Source organism: Amycolatopsis halotolerans (genome assembly GCF_042647905.1).
GTDB lineage: Bacteria > Actinomycetota > Actinomycetes > Mycobacteriales > Pseudonocardiaceae > Amycolatopsis > Amycolatopsis halotolerans.
Genome location: NZ_JBHRWI010000036.1, coordinates 1 through 15,343 on the forward strand (window position 1 = coordinate 1; position 15,343 = coordinate 15,343).

General features: G+C 68.7%; 19 protein-coding genes. 14 read left to right on the forward strand and 5 right to left on the reverse strand.

Annotated features, from left to right (window positions below):
* Positions 1 to 237 precede the first annotated feature (237 nt).
* The 9 genes from ACFORO_RS28690 to ACFORO_RS28730 all read left to right on the forward strand — a co-directional run bounded on the left by ACFORO_RS28690 (position 238) and on the right by ACFORO_RS28730 (position 7,970).
* Entirely contained in the window at positions 238 to 924 is a 687-nt protein-coding gene (locus ACFORO_RS28690; protein ID WP_377873679.1) for a rhomboid family intramembrane serine protease, read from the forward strand.
* Positions 921 to 1,721, forward strand: coding sequence for a glutamate racemase (murI, locus tag ACFORO_RS28695; protein ID WP_354747234.1), 801 nt, complete (start codon positions 921 to 923; stop codon positions 1,719 to 1,721). Before ACFORO_RS28690 ends, murI begins: the two co-directional genes overlap by 4 nt.
* 36 nt (positions 1,722 to 1,757) lie before the next feature.
* Positions 1,758 to 2,525: an MBL fold metallo-hydrolase gene (locus ACFORO_RS28700; RefSeq protein WP_377873678.1), complete on the forward strand. Its 768-nt coding sequence runs from the start codon at positions 1,758 to 1,760 to the stop codon at positions 2,523 to 2,525.
* A 37-nt stretch (positions 2,526 to 2,562) separates the two neighbouring features.
* The gene (gene rph, locus ACFORO_RS28705; RefSeq protein WP_344271632.1) at positions 2,563 to 3,339 is read left to right on the forward strand and encodes a ribonuclease PH; all 777 of its coding nucleotides are present in this window, start codon (positions 2,563 to 2,565) and stop codon (positions 3,337 to 3,339) included.
* Positions 3,336 to 3,944, forward strand: a complete 609-nt coding sequence (rdgB, locus tag ACFORO_RS28710; RefSeq protein WP_377873677.1) for an RdgB/HAM1 family non-canonical purine NTP pyrophosphatase — start codon at positions 3,336 to 3,338, stop codon at positions 3,942 to 3,944. The genes rph and rdgB overlap by 4 nt, the downstream gene beginning before the upstream one ends.
* A gap of 66 nt (positions 3,945 to 4,010) precedes the next feature.
* Positions 4,011 to 4,700, forward strand: a complete 690-nt coding sequence (locus ACFORO_RS28715) for a response regulator transcription factor (RefSeq protein WP_344271637.1) — start codon at positions 4,011 to 4,013, stop codon at positions 4,698 to 4,700.
* Positions 4,690 to 6,453 carry a sensor histidine kinase gene (locus ACFORO_RS28720; protein WP_377896666.1) on the forward strand — a complete coding sequence of 588 codons (1,764 nt, stop codon included), beginning with the start codon at positions 4,690 to 4,692 and terminating at the stop codon, positions 6,451 to 6,453. The genes ACFORO_RS28715 and ACFORO_RS28720 overlap by 11 nt, the downstream gene beginning before the upstream one ends.
* Positions 6,454 to 6,486: 33 nt before the next feature.
* On the forward strand, positions 6,487 to 7,326 hold the full coding sequence (locus ACFORO_RS28725) for a helix-turn-helix domain-containing protein (RefSeq protein ID WP_377873675.1): 840 nt from the start codon (positions 6,487 to 6,489) through the stop codon (positions 7,324 to 7,326).
* A gap of 65 nt (positions 7,327 to 7,391) precedes the next feature.
* Positions 7,392 to 7,970 (forward strand): dihydrofolate reductase family protein, encoded by a 579-nt coding sequence (locus ACFORO_RS28730; protein ID WP_354747222.1) that lies wholly within the window; start codon positions 7,392 to 7,394, stop codon positions 7,968 to 7,970.
* Positions 7,971 to 8,018: 48 nt separating this feature from the next.
* Here the strand turns inward: ACFORO_RS28730 and bcp are convergent, their stop codons facing one another.
* From bcp to ACFORO_RS28750, 4 genes are all read right to left on the reverse strand, one after another.
* Positions 8,019 to 8,495: a thioredoxin-dependent thiol peroxidase gene (gene bcp / locus ACFORO_RS28735; RefSeq protein ID WP_377873674.1), complete on the reverse strand. Its 477-nt coding sequence runs from the start codon at positions 8,493 to 8,495 to the stop codon at positions 8,019 to 8,021.
* 15 nt (positions 8,496 to 8,510) lie between these two features.
* Entirely contained in the window at positions 8,511 to 9,050 is a 540-nt protein-coding gene (locus tag ACFORO_RS28740) for a hypothetical protein (RefSeq protein WP_370934723.1), read from the reverse strand.
* Positions 9,051 to 9,247: 197 nt separating this feature from the next.
* Positions 9,248 to 9,430 carry a hypothetical protein gene (locus ACFORO_RS28745; protein WP_116205006.1) on the reverse strand — a complete coding sequence of 61 codons (183 nt, stop codon included), beginning with the start codon at positions 9,428 to 9,430 and terminating at the stop codon, positions 9,248 to 9,250.
* Between the two features lie 31 nt (positions 9,431 to 9,461).
* Positions 9,462 to 10,337, reverse strand: a complete 876-nt coding sequence (locus ACFORO_RS28750) for a LysR family transcriptional regulator (protein ID WP_377873673.1) — start codon at positions 10,335 to 10,337, stop codon at positions 9,462 to 9,464.
* A 116-nt stretch (positions 10,338 to 10,453) separates the two neighbouring features.
* Between ACFORO_RS28750 and ACFORO_RS28755 the strand changes: the two genes are divergently transcribed.
* A complete protein-coding gene (locus ACFORO_RS28755) occupies positions 10,454 to 11,353 on the forward strand; it encodes an MBL fold metallo-hydrolase (protein WP_377873672.1) in 900 nt (299 codons plus the stop codon).
* Here ACFORO_RS28755 and ACFORO_RS28760 read toward each other — a convergent pair.
* Positions 11,340 to 11,939, reverse strand: a complete 600-nt coding sequence (locus ACFORO_RS28760) for a TetR/AcrR family transcriptional regulator (RefSeq protein ID WP_377873671.1) — start codon at positions 11,937 to 11,939, stop codon at positions 11,340 to 11,342. The two genes, ACFORO_RS28755 and ACFORO_RS28760, sit on opposite strands and share 14 nt — an antisense overlap.
* 75 nt (positions 11,940 to 12,014) lie before the next feature.
* Between ACFORO_RS28760 and ACFORO_RS28765 the strand changes: the two genes are divergently transcribed.
* Genes ACFORO_RS28765 through ACFORO_RS28780 form a run of 4 tightly spaced genes read left to right on the forward strand, consistent with a single transcriptional unit; the run spans position 12,015 to position 15,333 of the window.
* Positions 12,015 to 13,079 carry an FAD-dependent oxidoreductase gene (locus tag ACFORO_RS28765; RefSeq protein WP_377873670.1) on the forward strand — a complete coding sequence of 355 codons (1,065 nt, stop codon included), beginning with the start codon at positions 12,015 to 12,017 and terminating at the stop codon, positions 13,077 to 13,079.
* 56 nt (positions 13,080 to 13,135) lie between these two features.
* On the forward strand, positions 13,136 to 13,945 hold the full coding sequence (locus ACFORO_RS28770; protein WP_377873669.1) for a metalloregulator ArsR/SmtB family transcription factor: 810 nt from the start codon (positions 13,136 to 13,138) through the stop codon (positions 13,943 to 13,945).
* On the forward strand, positions 13,942 to 14,532 hold the full coding sequence (locus ACFORO_RS28775; protein ID WP_377873668.1) for a dihydrofolate reductase family protein: 591 nt from the start codon (positions 13,942 to 13,944) through the stop codon (positions 14,530 to 14,532). The genes ACFORO_RS28770 and ACFORO_RS28775 overlap by 4 nt, the downstream gene beginning before the upstream one ends.
* A 45-nt stretch (positions 14,533 to 14,577) precedes the next feature.
* Positions 14,578 to 15,333 (forward strand): SDR family NAD(P)-dependent oxidoreductase, encoded by a 756-nt coding sequence (locus ACFORO_RS28780; RefSeq protein ID WP_377873667.1) that lies wholly within the window; start codon positions 14,578 to 14,580, stop codon positions 15,331 to 15,333.
* Positions 15,334 to 15,343 lie beyond the last annotated feature (10 nt).

Genomic DNA, 15,343 nt, shown 5'->3' on the forward strand with positions numbered 1-15,343 from the left:
GCACCGTCAACGACTACGACAGATTTGAGTTACGGATCAATAAGTCCCTGGCATTGGACTCTGAGTCCCTCAGGGTTCCCCTCACGACCCGCGCGACCCCGCGCGGCCGGGCGGTCCGTGAAGGGCCCCGTGACGGAATCTGATTCCCTCAAGGAGTCCTTCACGGCAGGTCACCCAGGGCCAAGTTCAGGGATTTCTCCCGAGGCCGTCCGCCCGTCCCCGACGTAGCCTGAGGGCGTGAGCACACTGCCTCCCCTCCCGCCGACGTCACCGCCGCCCGCACCAGGCGGCGGCAAGCCGGTCGACGTCGCGAAGCGCATCCTGCCGCCCAATCCCAAGGCCGCCGCGTTCGTCGCGCTGGGGTTCGTCGGGGTGCTGTACCTCGTGGAACTGCTCGACGTGATCCTGCCGGGCAAGTTCACCGACGGCGGGATCCTGGCGCGGCACGCGTCCAGCCTCGACGGCATTCTCTGGGCGCCGCTGCTGCACGCCAACTGGTCGCACCTGTTCTCCAACACGGTGCCGGTGCTGGTGTTCTCCTTCCTCGCGATGGCGGCGGGCATCGGCCGGTTCGCCGTGGTCACGGCGATCATCTGGGCGGTGTCCGGGATCGGGGTGTGGCTCGTCGGGCCCTCGGACGCCTACACCGTCGGCGCGTCCGGGCTGGCCTTCGGCTGGCTCGCGTACCTGCTGGTGCGCGGCCTGTTCCACCGGTCGCTCGCGCAGATCGCGGTCGCGGTCGTGCTGCTCGGCGTCTGGAGCGGGATGCTCTGGGGCCTGCTGCCCGGCAATCCCGGCATCTCCTGGCAGGGCCACCTCTTCGGCGCGCTGGCCGGCATCCTCGCCGCGTGGCTGACTTCACGCGGCGAACGCGTCAAATCCCCGAAGATCGAGCCGACGACGCCGGGTAACCTCGGGGGGTGAGTTCTCCCGGCGCGCCCATCGGTGTTTTCGACTCCGGCGTCGGCGGGCTCACCGTCGCACGCTCGATTCTCGAACTGCTGCCTGCCGAACAGCTCCGCTACGTCGGCGACACCGCGCGCAACCCGTACGGTCCGCTGCCCATCGCCACTGCTCGCGAGTACGCGTTGGCCGCTCTCGACGACATGGTCGAGAGTGGCGTGAAGGCGTTGGTGATCGCGTGCAACACAGCGTCCGCGGCCTGCCTTCGCGACGCGCGCGAACGCTACGACGTACCAGTTATCGAAGTGGTCCTTCCCGCCGCGCGCCGGGCCGCGGTCGCCACACACAGCGGACGCGTCGGTCTTATCGGCACCGAGGGCACTGTGCGTTCGAGGGCGTACGACGACGCCTTCGCCGCTGCGCCGGACGTACGTCTCACTAGTGTCGCCTGCCCGCGCTTCGTGGACTTCGTGGAGCGCGGGATCACTACTGGCCGACAGATTCTCGGGCTGGCACAGGGTTATCTGCAGCCGTTGCTCGAAGCCGAGGTGGACACGCTGATCCTCGGCTGCACGCACTATCCGCTGCTGTCCGGCGTGCTGCAGATCGTGATGGGACAGGACGTCACGCTCGTCTCCAGCGCCGACGAAACGGCCAAAGACCTCTACCGCGTGCTGACCGAACTCGACCTGCTCGCCGAACGCGACGAGTCGCCGAAGCACGAGTTCCTCGCCACCGGTTCGCCGGAGCCGTTCGCCCGCTTGGCGCAGCGGTTCATGGGCTTCGCGCCGGGTGCGCTGGACCCGGTCAGCGCGTGACGCTGCGACGCCGCTGGGCGGAGTTAGGGTGACGAGGTGCGACTGACGATCCTCGGGTGTTCGGGCAGTATCCCCGGGCCGGACGCCGCCGCTTCCGGGTACCTCCTGGAGGCGGAGGGCTACCGGCTCGGTCTCGAGCTGGGCACCGGCACGTTCGCCCGATTGCAGACCGTGCTCGACCCGTTCGACCTGGACGCGCTCGTCCTTTCGCACCTGCACGCCGACCACTGCGCCGACGTCAACTCTCTGACAGTGCTTCGCCGCTATCACCCCGCGCCGCCGTACCCCGCGCGGCCGCGACGGTTGCCGCTGTACGCGCCAGCGGACGCGCCTTCGCGCCTCGCGCACGCGTACGCAGCCGACGCCGCCGAGCGCGCTGCTGCGGATCTGTCGGACGTGTACGAGTTCCACGAGTTGCGCGAAGAGCGGATCGAGATCGGTCCCTTCGACGTGACCGCTGTCGCCGTGTACCACCCGACGCCCGCTTTCGGCCTGCGCATCGCGTACGGCGGCACCATCCTCGCGTACACCGGCGATACCGGACTGTGTCGCGGCCTCGGCGAACTGGCCGACGGTGTTGATGTCCTGCTCTCCGAAGCGTCCTGGACCGATGCCGCCGACCGTCCGCAAGGCGTGCACCTCTCCGGAAAAGAAGCCGGTGAACTGGCCAAGGAAGCCGGTGTCGGCCGTCTGCTGCTGACCCACATCGCCCCGTGGACCGACCGGAATGCCGTCCTGGCCGAGGCCAAAGCCGTGTTCCCGGATGCCGAGCTAGTGACTCAGGGCGCGGTCTACGACCTCTGACGCGAAACTGTCAGGGGTACGTCCTAGAGTGCTCCCCGTGGCTAGAAAAGATGGCAGGAACGACGACCAGCTCCGCGAAGTGAAGCTCACCCGCGGGTTCCAGAAGTGGCCTGCCGGGTCGGTGCTCGTCGAGTTCGGCAACACCAGGGTGCTGTGCGCGGCGAGCGTGACCGAGGGCGTGCCGCGGTGGCGCGCCGGGTCCGGTCTCGGCTGGGTCACCGCCGAGTACGCGATGCTTCCGTCCGCGACCAACACCCGCAGCGACCGCGAAGCCGTGAAGGGCCGGATCGGCGGCCGGACGCACGAGATCTCCCGGTTGATCGGCCGCTCCCTGCGCGCCTGCATCGACCTGGCCGCGCTCGGCGAGAACACCATCGTCATCGACTGCGACGTGATCCAGGCCGACGGCGGCACCCGCACCGCGGCGGTCACCGGCGGCTACGTGGCCTTGGCGGACGCGATCACCTGGCTGGGCGCGGCGAACCGGCTCAACGACCCGCAGCCGCTGTCGTCCTCGGTGGCCGCGGTGAGCGTCGGCGTCGTGGACGGCCGGGTGCGGCTCGACCTGCCGTACGAGGAGGACTCGCGCGCCGAGGTCGACATGAACGTGGTCGCCACGGACGCCGGAACCCTCATCGAGGTGCAGGGGACCGGCGAGGGAGCCACCTTCGCGAGGTCCACTTTGGACACCATGCTGGACCTGGCGCTGGCCGGCTGCGAGGAACTGACCCGCCTGCAGAACGAAGCGCTGGCGCTGCCGTACCCGGGCGAGCTGCCGGAACCGCGGCCGGACAAGAAGAAGGGCCAGAAGTGACCAAGCTGCTGCTGGCCACCCGGAACGCGAAGAAGCTGGGCGAACTGCGCCGGATCCTGGAAGCGGAAGGCATCCAGGGCGTCGAGGTGCTCGGCCTGAACGACGTCGAGGAGTTCCCGGAAGCCCCGGAAACCGCCCCCGACTTCGAAGGCAACGCGGCGGCCAAAGCGCGGGACGCGGTAGCCGCCACCGGTTTGCCCGCCGTCGCGGACGACTCGGGCCTGACCGTCGACGCCCTCAACGGCATGCCCGGAGTCCTGTCCGCGCGCTGGTCCGGCAAACACGGTGACGACGAAGCGAACCTGAACCTGGTTCTGGCGCAGCTGACGGACACCCCGGACGAGCGCCGGGGCGCGGCCTTCGTCTGCGCGGCGGTGCTGGCCCTTCCGTCCGGTGAGGCCACGACGGTCCGGGCGGAATGGCGAGGCGCACTGACGAGGGAAAAGCACGGAACCAACGGTTTCGGCTACGACCCGATCTTCGTGCCGGAAAACGAAACGAAAACCAGCGCGGAACTGTCCCCGGCGGAAAAAGACGCCGCTTCCCATCGGGGCAAGGCCCTGCGCGCACTTCTGCCGGCTTTGCGGAAACTGGCCGACGCATAACCGCCGGGCCCGCTCCGGAGCCGCGCTGGTGGCTCCGGGGCGGGGCTCGGGCTAGTCTCGGCAAGCATGTGCGCCAATATCGTCCTTGCCGAAGACGATCCCAAACAAGCGGAACTGGTCCGCCGCTATCTGGAACACGAGCAGCACACCGTCACCGTCGCGCCCACCGGCGAAGCCGCACTGGCGGAAATCCGCACGGCGGAACCCGATCTCCTGATCCTGGACGTCATGCTCCCCGGCATGAACGGCCTGACCGTCTGCCGGACCATCCGGGCGTCCTCCGACCTGCCGATCCTCATGCTCACGGCCCGCTCGACCGAGGACGACCTGCTCCAGGGCCTTGACCTGGGCGCGGACGACTACGTCACCAAGCCCTACAGCCCGCGCGAACTCATGGCGAGGGTCCGAACCCTTCTCCGGCGAACGAACGCGGCGAAAGACGGTCCCATCAAAGTGGGCACGCTGACCGTCGACAAAGACAAACACGAGGTCGCGGTAAGCGGAAACCCGATCGAAACCACTCCGGGGGAATTCCGGATCCTGGAGGTCATGGCCGCCCGCCCGGACCAGGTTTTCACCAGGGCGCAACTCCTGGAACACCTGCACGGTTTCGACCGCTACATCACCCAGCGCGCTATTGACGTGCACATCATGAACCTCAGAAAGAAAATCGAACCCAACCCGAGAAAACCGGCGAAACTCCTCACGGTCTACGGCGTGGGCTACAAACTGACCGCCAAGTCCGATGCCCCGTAGCCTCCTCTTCCGCCTCTTCCGCCTCTTCGCGGTCACCGCGGCCATCGCCGTGTGCGCGATCGCAGCCACCGCCTGGCTGGCTTCCCGGACCACTTCCGGTGCCATCGAACGAGAACAAGGCCAGCTCTTCGCCGACGACGGCACCATCTACCAGGCCCTGCTTTCGTACGCGGCAACCCATCCCACGTGGTCCGGCGCGACCAAAACCATCAACGACTACGCGGACAAAACCGGTCGCAAAATCGTCCTGACCACCCCGCAGGGCAAGCTGATCGCCAGCTCGGAACAGAACCCGGGCACACTCCCGCCCCAGCCGTCCGCGGTCATCGATCCCTTGGCCGTCGACACCCGCCTCGGCATCAAGTCCACTCCCGACCGGATCGACCCCGACGCGGTCGGCCCCTACAAACTCCCCGCGGACGAACGCGACGATCTCCAGGAGGTCGCCGAAAAAGTCCTGTCCTGCACCCAGCGCCGAACCGGCCTTGGCAGCCTGGAAATCTCGCCGAGCGGCCACCCGAGGGTCATCGCCCCGGCCGGCACCGCCCAATGCGGCACCGCTCTGCTGGAACGCCCCACCGAGACCGAGCGAGCCGCCCTGAGCAAGCTGTCCGGCCTGATCGACGCCTGTCTCGGCCGGAACGACAGCACGATCCCGGTAGCCAAACTGGGCTTGTTGTGGACCTTCGACGGCCCGGTCGTCCAAGCCACCGACCAGACCATCACCAACTGCGTAACCTCGGCCCGCAAAGAGCAGCTGACCCCCTACGTCGCTCCCGCGGCCTGGCTCTACATCACCGAAAAAGGCACCGACCAGCCCCCGACCGGCTTCACCCTCTCGCCGGAAAACCGCACGAAGCTCATCGCCGTCACCGCCGCGATCCTCCTGCTGACGGTCATCGTCACCGCACTGGCGTCGATCCGCCTGATCCGCCCCCTCCGCGCGCTGACCGGCGCGGCCCAACGCCTGAAGGCCGGCGAGACGGGCGCCAGGGTCCGCGTCAAAGGCAAGGACGAGATCGCCCGCCTGGCCACCGCGTTCAACGACATGGCGCGGGCGAGGGAAGAGCTGGAGAACGCCCGCAAAGCGATGGTCAGCGACGTCGCGCACGAGCTCCGCACCCCGCTGGCCACCATCAGAGGCTGGCTGGAAGCGACCCAGGACGGCATCAGCCAGCTGGACGACGAACTGGTCGTCTCCCTGCTGGAAGAAGCAGTTCACCTGCAACACATCGTGGACGACCTGCAAGACCTGGCCCTGGCCGACGCCGGAGCGCTGCGTGTCCACCCGGAACCCATCGACGCGAACACGGTCTTGGCCCACCTCGCCGCCGCCCACGCTCCGCGCGCCGAAACCGCGGGCGTCCACCTGTCCGTCCCGCCCATGGAAAATCCGGCCATCACCGCGGACCCAGTACGCCTGCGCCAAGCCCTCGACAATCTGGTCTCGAACGCAATCCGCCACACCCCGTCGGGCGGCTCGGTAACCGTCACCGCAAGCCAACGCGACAATGACGCGATTTTCGAAGTAACCGACACCGGTACGGGAATCTCTCCAGAAGATCTGCCCCGAGTTTTCGACCGCTTCTGGCGCGCCGACCCTTCGCGAAGCCGAATCTCCGGAGGCAGCGGCTTAGGCCTGGCAATCGTCCGCAAATTGACCGAAGCCCACGGCGGCGAAGTAACCGCCACCAGCACTCCCGGCGAAGGCACGACTTTCACTTTGCGCTTCCCGGCAAATTTCCGCGGGTAGCGCTTGCCGGCAGGCGTCGGCAATGCTGTGGGCGTGGAGTACGTGTCCAGAACGCCGAGATCGCCGCTGGACGGGCTGATCGACGACCTCTACTACCTGGAGGGCGCGCCGCCGTATGCCCGCCTGACGCTGCCACCGGCACCTGCCGCGCTGTTCATCGTCAACCTGGGCGCGCCGTTCCGCATCCGCGCTGGCACCGAGATCGAGACGGCCGAATACACCGACGGCTGCGTGATCACCATGCCGACCCGTGCGTACGAGTTCGGCTACCCGCCCCGGACCCGATCCGTCGGCGTGCACTTCAAACCGTGGGGCCTGGCCCCGTTCCTGCCGATGCCCGCGACGGACCTGTGCGACCGCCCGGTGACGATAGAACAGGTCTGGGGCCGACCCGCCAGCACCGAACTGCGAGACCGCCTGGCCACGGCAAACAACCCGCACCAGATGCTGACACTGCTGGAAGACGAGCTGATGCGTCGGCTATCCGAGACCGCCGGTCTGGGCCTGGTCCGCCACACGAGCGACATCATCGCGGCAACTCGCGGGACGATGCCGATCGGCGACCTGAGCACGGCAGCCGGAGTCAGCAGCACCCACCTGGCACAACGGTTCAAGGCACTCATCGGCGTCACCCCGAAGCGACTGGCCCGCACCCACCGCTTCACCGCCACCGTGTTCGCGCTAGACCCCACCGGCCCGATCGACTGGAGCGACCTAGCCGGTCGCGCGGGCTACTTCGACCAGGCCCACTTCGGCCACGAGTTCCGCGCCTTCACCGGCCTCGCCCCGACCCAGTACGTCGAAGTCCGGCGGCGCTTCCTCCGCGAACACCCCGGGCACACGCTGAACAACTGGCCGCTGCCGACCGATTGATTTCTTACAAGAGCGACCGCTCGCAACCCGCTAATTTGGGGCCACCCCAATGCGAAGGAGACCCCGTGGGCAAGGTCGTCATGTACAGCTCGGTGTCGGCCGACGGCTTCATCGCCGACGAAAACGACCAGCCCGGCCCGCTGTTCGACTGGTTGACCAGCGGCGACGTCCCGCTGGACGACAGCGGCGCGCTAAAGGTGTCGCAGCAGTCCTACGACTACACGCGCCAGTACTGGGACCAGATCGGGGTGACAATCGTCGGCCGCCACGTCTTCGACCTGACGGACGGCTGGGACGGAAAGCCGCCAAGCGGAATCGACCACGTAGTCGTCGTGACGCACCGCCCAGCCCCCGAAGGCTGGAACCCCGAGGCCCCGTTCCACTTCGTCGACGGGGTCAAGGCGGCGGTAACCAAAGCACAAGAGCTCGCAGGCGACCGCGTAGTCGAAGTCGCCGCTGGCGACGTAGGCGGTCAGGTCCTCGCGGCAGGCCTGGTAGACGAGGTACGCATGGACGTAGTCCCGGCCGTCTTCGGCTCCGGCAAACGCTGCTTCGGCTCAGTCAACGCACAGCACCTGCTGGAGAACCCCGACGTGGTTCAAGGCGACCGGGTGCTTCACCTGCGCTATCAGGTGCGTCGCTGACCAAGCGCGGAGAGGCTTGGCCGGCCTCTCCGCGCTCTGGGAAACAATTCAGGAAGCAATCCCCAAGTCCCGGATCAACTTGGCCACATGCCCAGTAGCCCGCACGTTATAAGCGGCCTTGGCGATCTTCCCCTCCGCGTCCACGATAAACGTAGACCGGATGACCCCCTGGTAAACCCTCCCGTAATTCTTCTTCTCCCCAAACGCGCCCCACGCGGACAGCGCTTCCTTGTCCACATCGGACAGCAGCGGGAACGTCAGCCCCTCCGCTTCCACGAACTTGGCCAGCTTTTCCGGCTTGTCCGGCGAAATCCCCAGCACCTGATATCCCGCGTCGTTCAACTCCGCGAGATTGTCCCGGAAATCGCAAGCCTGTTTGGTGCACCCCGGCGTCCCCGCGGCCGGGTAGAAGTACACCACCACGGCCTGGCCGCGGAAGTCGCTGAGCGAGACGTTCTTGCCGGTGCTGTCCGGCAGGGTGAATCCGGGCGCTTCGTCGCCCTCGGCAAGTCGCTGGTCGGTCATGGAGACGAGGGTAATTCAGGCGTCTCCGCAATACGTGACGACGGCGGGCTCGCCCGTGCTGGGCCGCACCTGCACCGCCATCCGCGCGCTCTCGGCGGGCACCGCGAAAGCGAGCGTGACCTGCGTAGACCGGCCCGGCAGCAAATCCTTGCCCGCGTCGGAAACGCCGCCGAGACCCTGCGTGGCGTCCACAACCTGCTTCGCGGGCTTCCCGGCGACAGTCGCCGTGACCGAAAGCGCGGACACCCGATACGGGTCCGTGCCGTTGTTCGTGACCTGGATGTAGAACGCCGCCGCACGGGCACTGCGCGGATACGCCGCCGGGCTCGGCTGGAACGACTGCGGGGCCGACAGCGAGACCGTGATCCCGCTGGCGAACCGGTGGTTGGCGCCGAACTGCAGGTCGCCGGAGGCTTGCGCGGCGGCGGGCTGCGCCGCCGGGTTGCCGACGCCCATCGCGGCGGAGCCTTCCCGAGCGTTGACGCCGCCGCAGGCTGCCACGGAAAACAGCAGGCAGGCGGTCAACAGCAGTTTCGGGGTGCGCGGGGGCGCCATCGCGGGGGTACTCCAGTCGGGGTGGGGCGGTGTGCCGTTCGGCGTAGTTGCCGAGCGGACCCGCTCCACTCTGGCGGCACTAATGCCGTCACGGTGCGGAAGACGCGGACCTGGTGTACAGCCGTGGCCGATCCGTGATCGAAAGAGCACTCCGGGTGACAGTCATCACCCCGATGTCAACAGCCGCGAGTCGGGATTCAGACCGCGAACGCGAACAACAGGATGAACACCGCGACGCCGGCGCCCCAGGCGACCATGAGCCAGCCGAAGTCGCGCACCGGGTCGACCGCGCGGCTTTCCTCGCCGGGGATGTACACGCCGCGGTTTTCGAACCAGTCCGCGCATTTGCGCAGGACCCGCAGCGGATTGCGTCCCGGCACGGCCCACACCTCCCCGATCTCCGGGCCCAGCCTACGGGTTCGCAGGCGTTTCGCGGCGGTCGAGCCCGGCGATGCGCACAGCGAGTTCGACGAACGAGCGGACCAGCGGCGGCGTCGAATCCTCGCGCCACGCGACCACGAGCTGGCTCGGCGGATAGTCCGCCAACGGGACTGTCGCGACGCCTTCGGGAAACGAGTGCGCAAGCGGGGCGAGCCCGACGGTTCCGTTCCACAGCACGGCTTGCAGGCATTCGTGCACCGTCCGCACGACCGGCCCGCCCGCGCCGCCGCCGCTCCAGAACGCCTGCCACCGCGGGTCGGTGCCGTCCGGGAACCGGAACCACGCCCGGTCGGCGAGTTCCTCCCGGCGCACCTCGGCGCGTCCGGCCAGCGGATCGTCCGCGCGCAGGACGACGCCCATCGGGTCGGCGCGCAGCACGTGTGTGCGGATTCCGGTGGTGTCGAACGGAATCCGGGTGAGTGCGACGTCCACGAGCCCGGCGCGCAGCCCGGTGGTCGGATCGGTGAGATCGGCTTCGCGGACGCTGATCCGCACGCCCGGATGCCGTTCGCGGAACTCGCCGGCGAGCCGGATTCCGACCGGTTCCGAGCTGTCGGCGAGGGTGCCGAGCGTGAGCGTCCCCGGTCCGGCCGCCGCGGCGACCTTCGCGCGGGCTTGGTCCGCTGCCTCGAGCAGGGTGCGAGCCTCGTCGTAGAGCGCGGTTCCGGCGGCGGTGAGCGTGACCCCGGACGGCGAACGGTCCAGCAGGGCCGCGCCGAGGTCGGTTTCGAGCTGTTTGATCGCGCGGCTCAGCGGCGGCTGGGTCATGTGCAGCCGCGCCGCCGCCCGGCCGAAGTGGCGCTCCTCGGCGACCGCGACGAAGTACCGGAGCGAACGGAGATCCACAACCAGCGACAATACCCGTGCGGTATCGGGAAAAGCGGATCGGTCTTGGACACCGCGCGGGCGCGGCGCTGGACTGGAACGGTCACTGATCCCGCGTTTCCGAGGAGCATCCGGCGATGGCCGACTACCCGTATCCCGATCCCGTCGTGCAGACCTCGCAGGTGCGCGAACTCGCCCGCGACCTGGTCGTGGTCCCGAACCAGGGCGTGCAGCTGGTGCCGAACGTCGGCGTCGTCGGCGGGACGCATTCCGTGCTCGTCGTCGAGACCGGCATGGGGCCGCGCAACGCGGAAACCGTGCTGAAGTTCGCGACCGAATACGCGCGCGGCCGCCGGATTTACCTCACCACAACGCATTTCCACCCCGAGCACGCGTTCGGCGCGCAGACCTTCGCCGGGGCCGCGACCTACCTGGTCAACCGCGCGCAGGCGACCGACCTCGCCGCGAAAGGCCCCGGCTACCTGCAGATGTTCAGCGGCCTGGGTGAGCCGGTCGCGCGGCAGCTGGAGGGCGTCGAACTGCCGACCCCGGACGTCGTCTACGACTCGTCGCACGACCTCGACCTCGGCGGTCGCGTGGTGCAGCTGCGCGCCACCGGCCGCGCGCACAGCAAGGGCGACCAGGTCGTCACGGTCCCGGACGCGGGCGTCCTGTTCACCGGCGACCTCGCCGAGACTGGCCAGTTCGCGATCTTCCCGTGGTTCCCGCCGCACGACACCGACGTGTCCGGCATCCGCTGGATCGAGGTCATGCGGAAACTTTCCGCGCAGCGGCCGGAAATCGTGGTCCCCGGCCACGGCGACATCAGCGGTCCGGAACTGCTCGACGACCTGCGCGCCTACCTCGAACTGCTGCGCGACGAGACCTGGCGTCGCCGCGATTCGGACATGGCCGAGGCGACCGTGATCGCGGAGGTGCGGGAGGAGCTGATCAAGCGGCATCCGGAGTGGGAAGGCCGCGAGTGGATCGACACCGCGGTGGCGTGCCTGTGCGCGGAGCACGTCAGTCGCGGTTAAGCAGGGGCCCGAGTGTCTTCACGATGGCCTGGCGGGTCGCTTGGGTTCGCTGCTCGGCGGTGAGGTCGCCGGGGCGGTCCAGCATGGCTTGCGACGCTCCGCGCACCGCGCCGGCGAACGCGCCGGTCAACGTGCGGGCGGTGACGTCGTCGAGTTCGCCGGGAAAGGCTTCGGCGAGGATTCCGGCGATCCGGCGCTCGGCGTTGAACTGGATCTGCAGGGCACGGCCCTGGACCGCGGGCACGGTCTGGAGCAGCCGCATCCGCAACGGGGTCAGCTTGCCGATGATGTCGTCGCTGACCTCGCCGCCGTCGGAAAGGACCCGGACCAGCAGGTCGATCGGCCGGTCGTCCGGGGCGCGGTTCGCGAGGGCGTCGAGCAACGCCTGCACCCGGCTCTCGGCGTCCGGGAACACCAGTTCTTCCTTGCTGGCGAAGTAGCTGAAGAACGTGCGCGTGCCGATCTCCGCGGCTGCGGCGATGTCGGCGATGGTCGTCTCGTCGTAGCCGTTGCGCTCGAAGAGGTCGGTCGCCGCGTCGATCAGGGCTTGGCGGGTGCGGGCGCGCTTGCGATCACGGAGAGACACTCCAGCAGCTTATGACACTAGGTACAAAACTGCACTCATTGCAGAACTGCACTGAGTGCGGTTATCTTCGAGGACATGACTCGTGACGTCCTCGTGTGCGGTGCCGGGATCGCTGGCTCAACCCTCGCGTTCTGGCTGGCGCGCAACGGTTTCCGGCCGACCGTCGTAGAACGGGCAGTTGGCCAGCGCAGCAGCGGCAACCCGGTGGACGTCCGCGGCGGCGCGATGGAGGTGGCCGACGCGATGGGTGTCGTGCCGCGGTTGCGCGAGGTCGCGACGCACGCGCAGCGGTTGCGGCTGCTCAACGCGCGCGGGCGTTCGGTGACCACTGTGCGGATGGCGGCGAGCAAAGAGATCGAGGTCCCGCGAGCCGATCTGGCGGACGTGCTCTACGAAGCGGCGCGCGACGACGCCGAATTCCTCTTCGGCGACACCATCACCGCGCTGGAACAGGACGAGGGCGGGGTTGACGTCGCCTTCGAGCACGCTGCCCCGCGCCGGTTCGACCTGGTGATCGGCGCGGACGGGGTGCACTCGGCGGTGCGGCGGCTCGCGTTCGGCGCGGAGCGGGAATTCGTCCGGCACGCCGGGATGTACGTCGGGACCGTGACGCTCGGCGAACCGTCCGACTATCCGCGGGACATCGTCATGCTCAACACCCCGGGCCGCATCGTCGCGGTCCATCCGGGGCGGGGGAACGCCCGGGTCGCGTTCATCTTCCGCGCGCCGAATCCCGGTCAGGGCAAGGAAATCCTGTCCACCGCCTACCGGGGTCTCGGCTGGCGGGTCCCGGAGTTGCTGGCTCGCTTCGAGGCGACGGACGACGTCTTCTTCGACGCGGTCGCCGTGGTCGATCCGCCTCGCTGGTCCCACGGCCGGGTCGCGCTGGTCGGCGATGCCGCTTCCTGCGTCTCGCTGCTCGGCGACGGTTCGAGCCTCGCGATCGTCGGGGCGCACACCCTGGCCACCGCGCTCGCTGACGGGACGCGCACCGAGGCGTTCGCGCACTACGAGACGACCCATCGAGCGCGCGTGAAGCCCAAGCAGCGCGGGGTCCGGACGGCGGCATCGATGCTGGTCCCGCGCACGAAACGAGGCCTGGCGGTTCGGAACCTCGCCGCCCGGTTGCTGCCCGGCTGAGATCGGCGAAAAGAATTCCTTGACACGAATATTCGATGCAGTGAATACTTCAGTGCATGGACGGGATCGCCGCGGCACTCGCAGACACCACCAGGTGGCAGCTGGTCGAACTGCTCGCTGAACGGCCTCGGTCGGTCGGCGAACTGGCCGAGCTGACCGGGCTGCGGCAGCCGCAGACGACCAAGCACCTGCAGACCCTCGCCCGCGCCGGCCTGGTCACCATGGCCCCGCTCGGGCAGCGCCGGGTCTACGCGGCCGAAGCGGCTCCGCTGCGGGAATTCGCGGACCAGCTCCAGAAGCTGGCCGCGACGATCGAGGCGCACACGGGAGAGCGCGACGTGCTCGACCGCTACCGCGCGGCGATCGAAGCCGATACCGCCGCCGCGGACCGGGATCGCTGGGCCGACGGTCGTGCGTTCTCCTTCGAGCGCGTGCTGCCGGTGCCGCCGGAAACGGTCTGGCGGTATTGGACGGACGCCGGGCTGCTGGCGTCGTGGTGGGTCCCGCCGTCCCTGACTGTCACCGAGTGTGTCCTCGAACCGAAGCCGGGCGGGCGCGTCGTTCTCGCCTACCGCGACGCCGAAGGCACCTACCGCTCGGAAGGACGGGTCCGGACCGCTCGCGAAACCGAGCGGCTCGTGTTCGACCTGTCGGTGCTGGACGCGGCCGGAGCCGTCGCGTTCAGCGGCCACTACGACCTCGCCCTCGCCCCTTCGGCGAACGGCGGCACCCAGCTGCGGCTGGGCCTGGGAATCAGCGCAACGACCGTCGAGGCCGCGCCCGCCATCGCCGGAATCGAAACCGGCTGGGGACAGGTCCTCGACCACCTCATCGAAGTCATCGCCCGAAAGGAAACCCAGTCATGACCGAGCGTCGTGTCACCGCCAACCTCGCACTGACCCTCGACGGCCGCTACCACGGCCCGGAAGGCCCCGGCGACATGAGCGCGATCATCCCTTACGTCACCACGGAAACCGCCCGCAACCAGATGACCCGCATCTGGGAGAACGCGACGACCGCCCTGCTCGGCCGCCGCAACGCGGAAGGCTTCCTCGGCTTCTGGCCGACCGTCGCCGCCGACGAAAACGCCGACCCGCGCGACCGCGGTTACGCGAAGTGGTTGGTGGACACGGAAAAGGTGGTCCTGTCGAGCACGCTCACCGAGTCGCCGTGGGAGCGCACGCGCATCGTGAACGCGCCCGCCGCCGAGGTCGTCGCCCAGCTCAAGGCCGACGGCGAGGGCGACATCCTGGTCAACAGCAGCGTCAGCGTGATCAAGGCGCTGCTGGCCGAGGACCTGATCGACACGCTGTACCTGACCATCTGCCCGCAAATCGCCGGCGGCGGCCCGCGCCTGTTCGACGACGGCCTGCCGGGTACTAAGTGGACAGTCGCGCACCAGGAGACCGGCGATCTCGGCGAAGTGGCCCTGGTTTACCAGCGCGTGCGCTGAGCGGCTTGACCTTCACGCATACGGCAATGTTTAGCGTCGATTGTCATGAGTGAAGGACAGTTTGAAGGCAAAGCCGTGATCGTCACCGGCGGCGGAACGGGCATCGGACAGGTCACCGCACGCGAGTTCGCAAGGCAGGGCGCGAACGTCCTCGTCGTCGGCCGGACCGCCGTGCGGCTAGCCGAAACCGCGGAGGGCTTCGCACGGATCCGCCCGTTCGCCACCGACATCACCGGGGCAGGCGCCGCAGAGGAGATTGTCGCTGCGGCACTTGCCGAATTCGGCCGGCTCGACGTTCTGGTGAACAACGCCGGGATCGTCGACCCGGCCGCGCTGGGCGAAATCAAGCCCGGCGCGTTCGACGGGGTGGTCGCGACGAACCTGCTCGCGCCGGTCTACCTCGTGCAAGCCGCGCTGCCGCACCTGCGCGATGGCGTCGTCGTCAACGTGACAACCGCCATCGGCCAACGCGGCTGGCCGATGGCGGGCCGGGAGTTCTACGCGGCGACGAAAGCCGCCCTTGAGTCGCTGACCCGAAGCTGGGCAGTGCAACTTGCCCCGCAAGGCATCCGCGTCACCGCGGTCGCACCCGGCCCGGTCGCCACCGAGATCTACGCCCGCGAAGGCCTCACCGCCGAGCAAGCCCAGGCACAACACGCGTCCCTGCAGGCGATGGTGCCCTTGCGACGCCTGGCCCAGCCGGAAGAAGTCGCCCACTGGATCGTCCAACTCGCCAGCCCCGCCGCGGCGTACCTGACCGGCGTGGTCCTGCCCGTCGACGGCGGCGCAGTGATCGCTTAGCGGCGTACGC

Coding starts and splice junctions, on each gene's coding strand:
- ACFORO_RS28715 (WP_344271637.1), top strand. CDS start 4,011: ATGTGCGCCAATATCGTCCTTGCCGAAGACGATCCCAAACAAGCGGAA.
- ACFORO_RS28720 (WP_377896666.1), top strand. CDS start 4,690: ATGCCCCGTAGCCTCCTCTTCCGCCTCTTCCGCCTCTTCGCGGTCACC.
- bcp (WP_377873674.1), bottom strand. CDS start 8,495: ATGACCGACCAGCGACTTGCCGAGGGCGACGAAGCGCCCGGATTCACC.
- ACFORO_RS28740 (WP_370934723.1), bottom strand. CDS start 9,050: ATGGCGCCCCCGCGCACCCCGAAACTGCTGTTGACCGCCTGCCTGCTG.
- ACFORO_RS28755 (WP_377873672.1), top strand. CDS start 10,454: ATGGCCGACTACCCGTATCCCGATCCCGTCGTGCAGACCTCGCAGGTG.
- ACFORO_RS28765 (WP_377873670.1), top strand. CDS start 12,015: ATGACTCGTGACGTCCTCGTGTGCGGTGCCGGGATCGCTGGCTCAACC.
- ACFORO_RS28770 (WP_377873669.1), top strand. CDS start 13,136: ATGGACGGGATCGCCGCGGCACTCGCAGACACCACCAGGTGGCAGCTG.
- ACFORO_RS28775 (WP_377873668.1), top strand. CDS start 13,942: ATGACCGAGCGTCGTGTCACCGCCAACCTCGCACTGACCCTCGACGGC.
- ACFORO_RS28780 (WP_377873667.1), top strand. CDS start 14,578: ATGAGTGAAGGACAGTTTGAAGGCAAAGCCGTGATCGTCACCGGCGGC.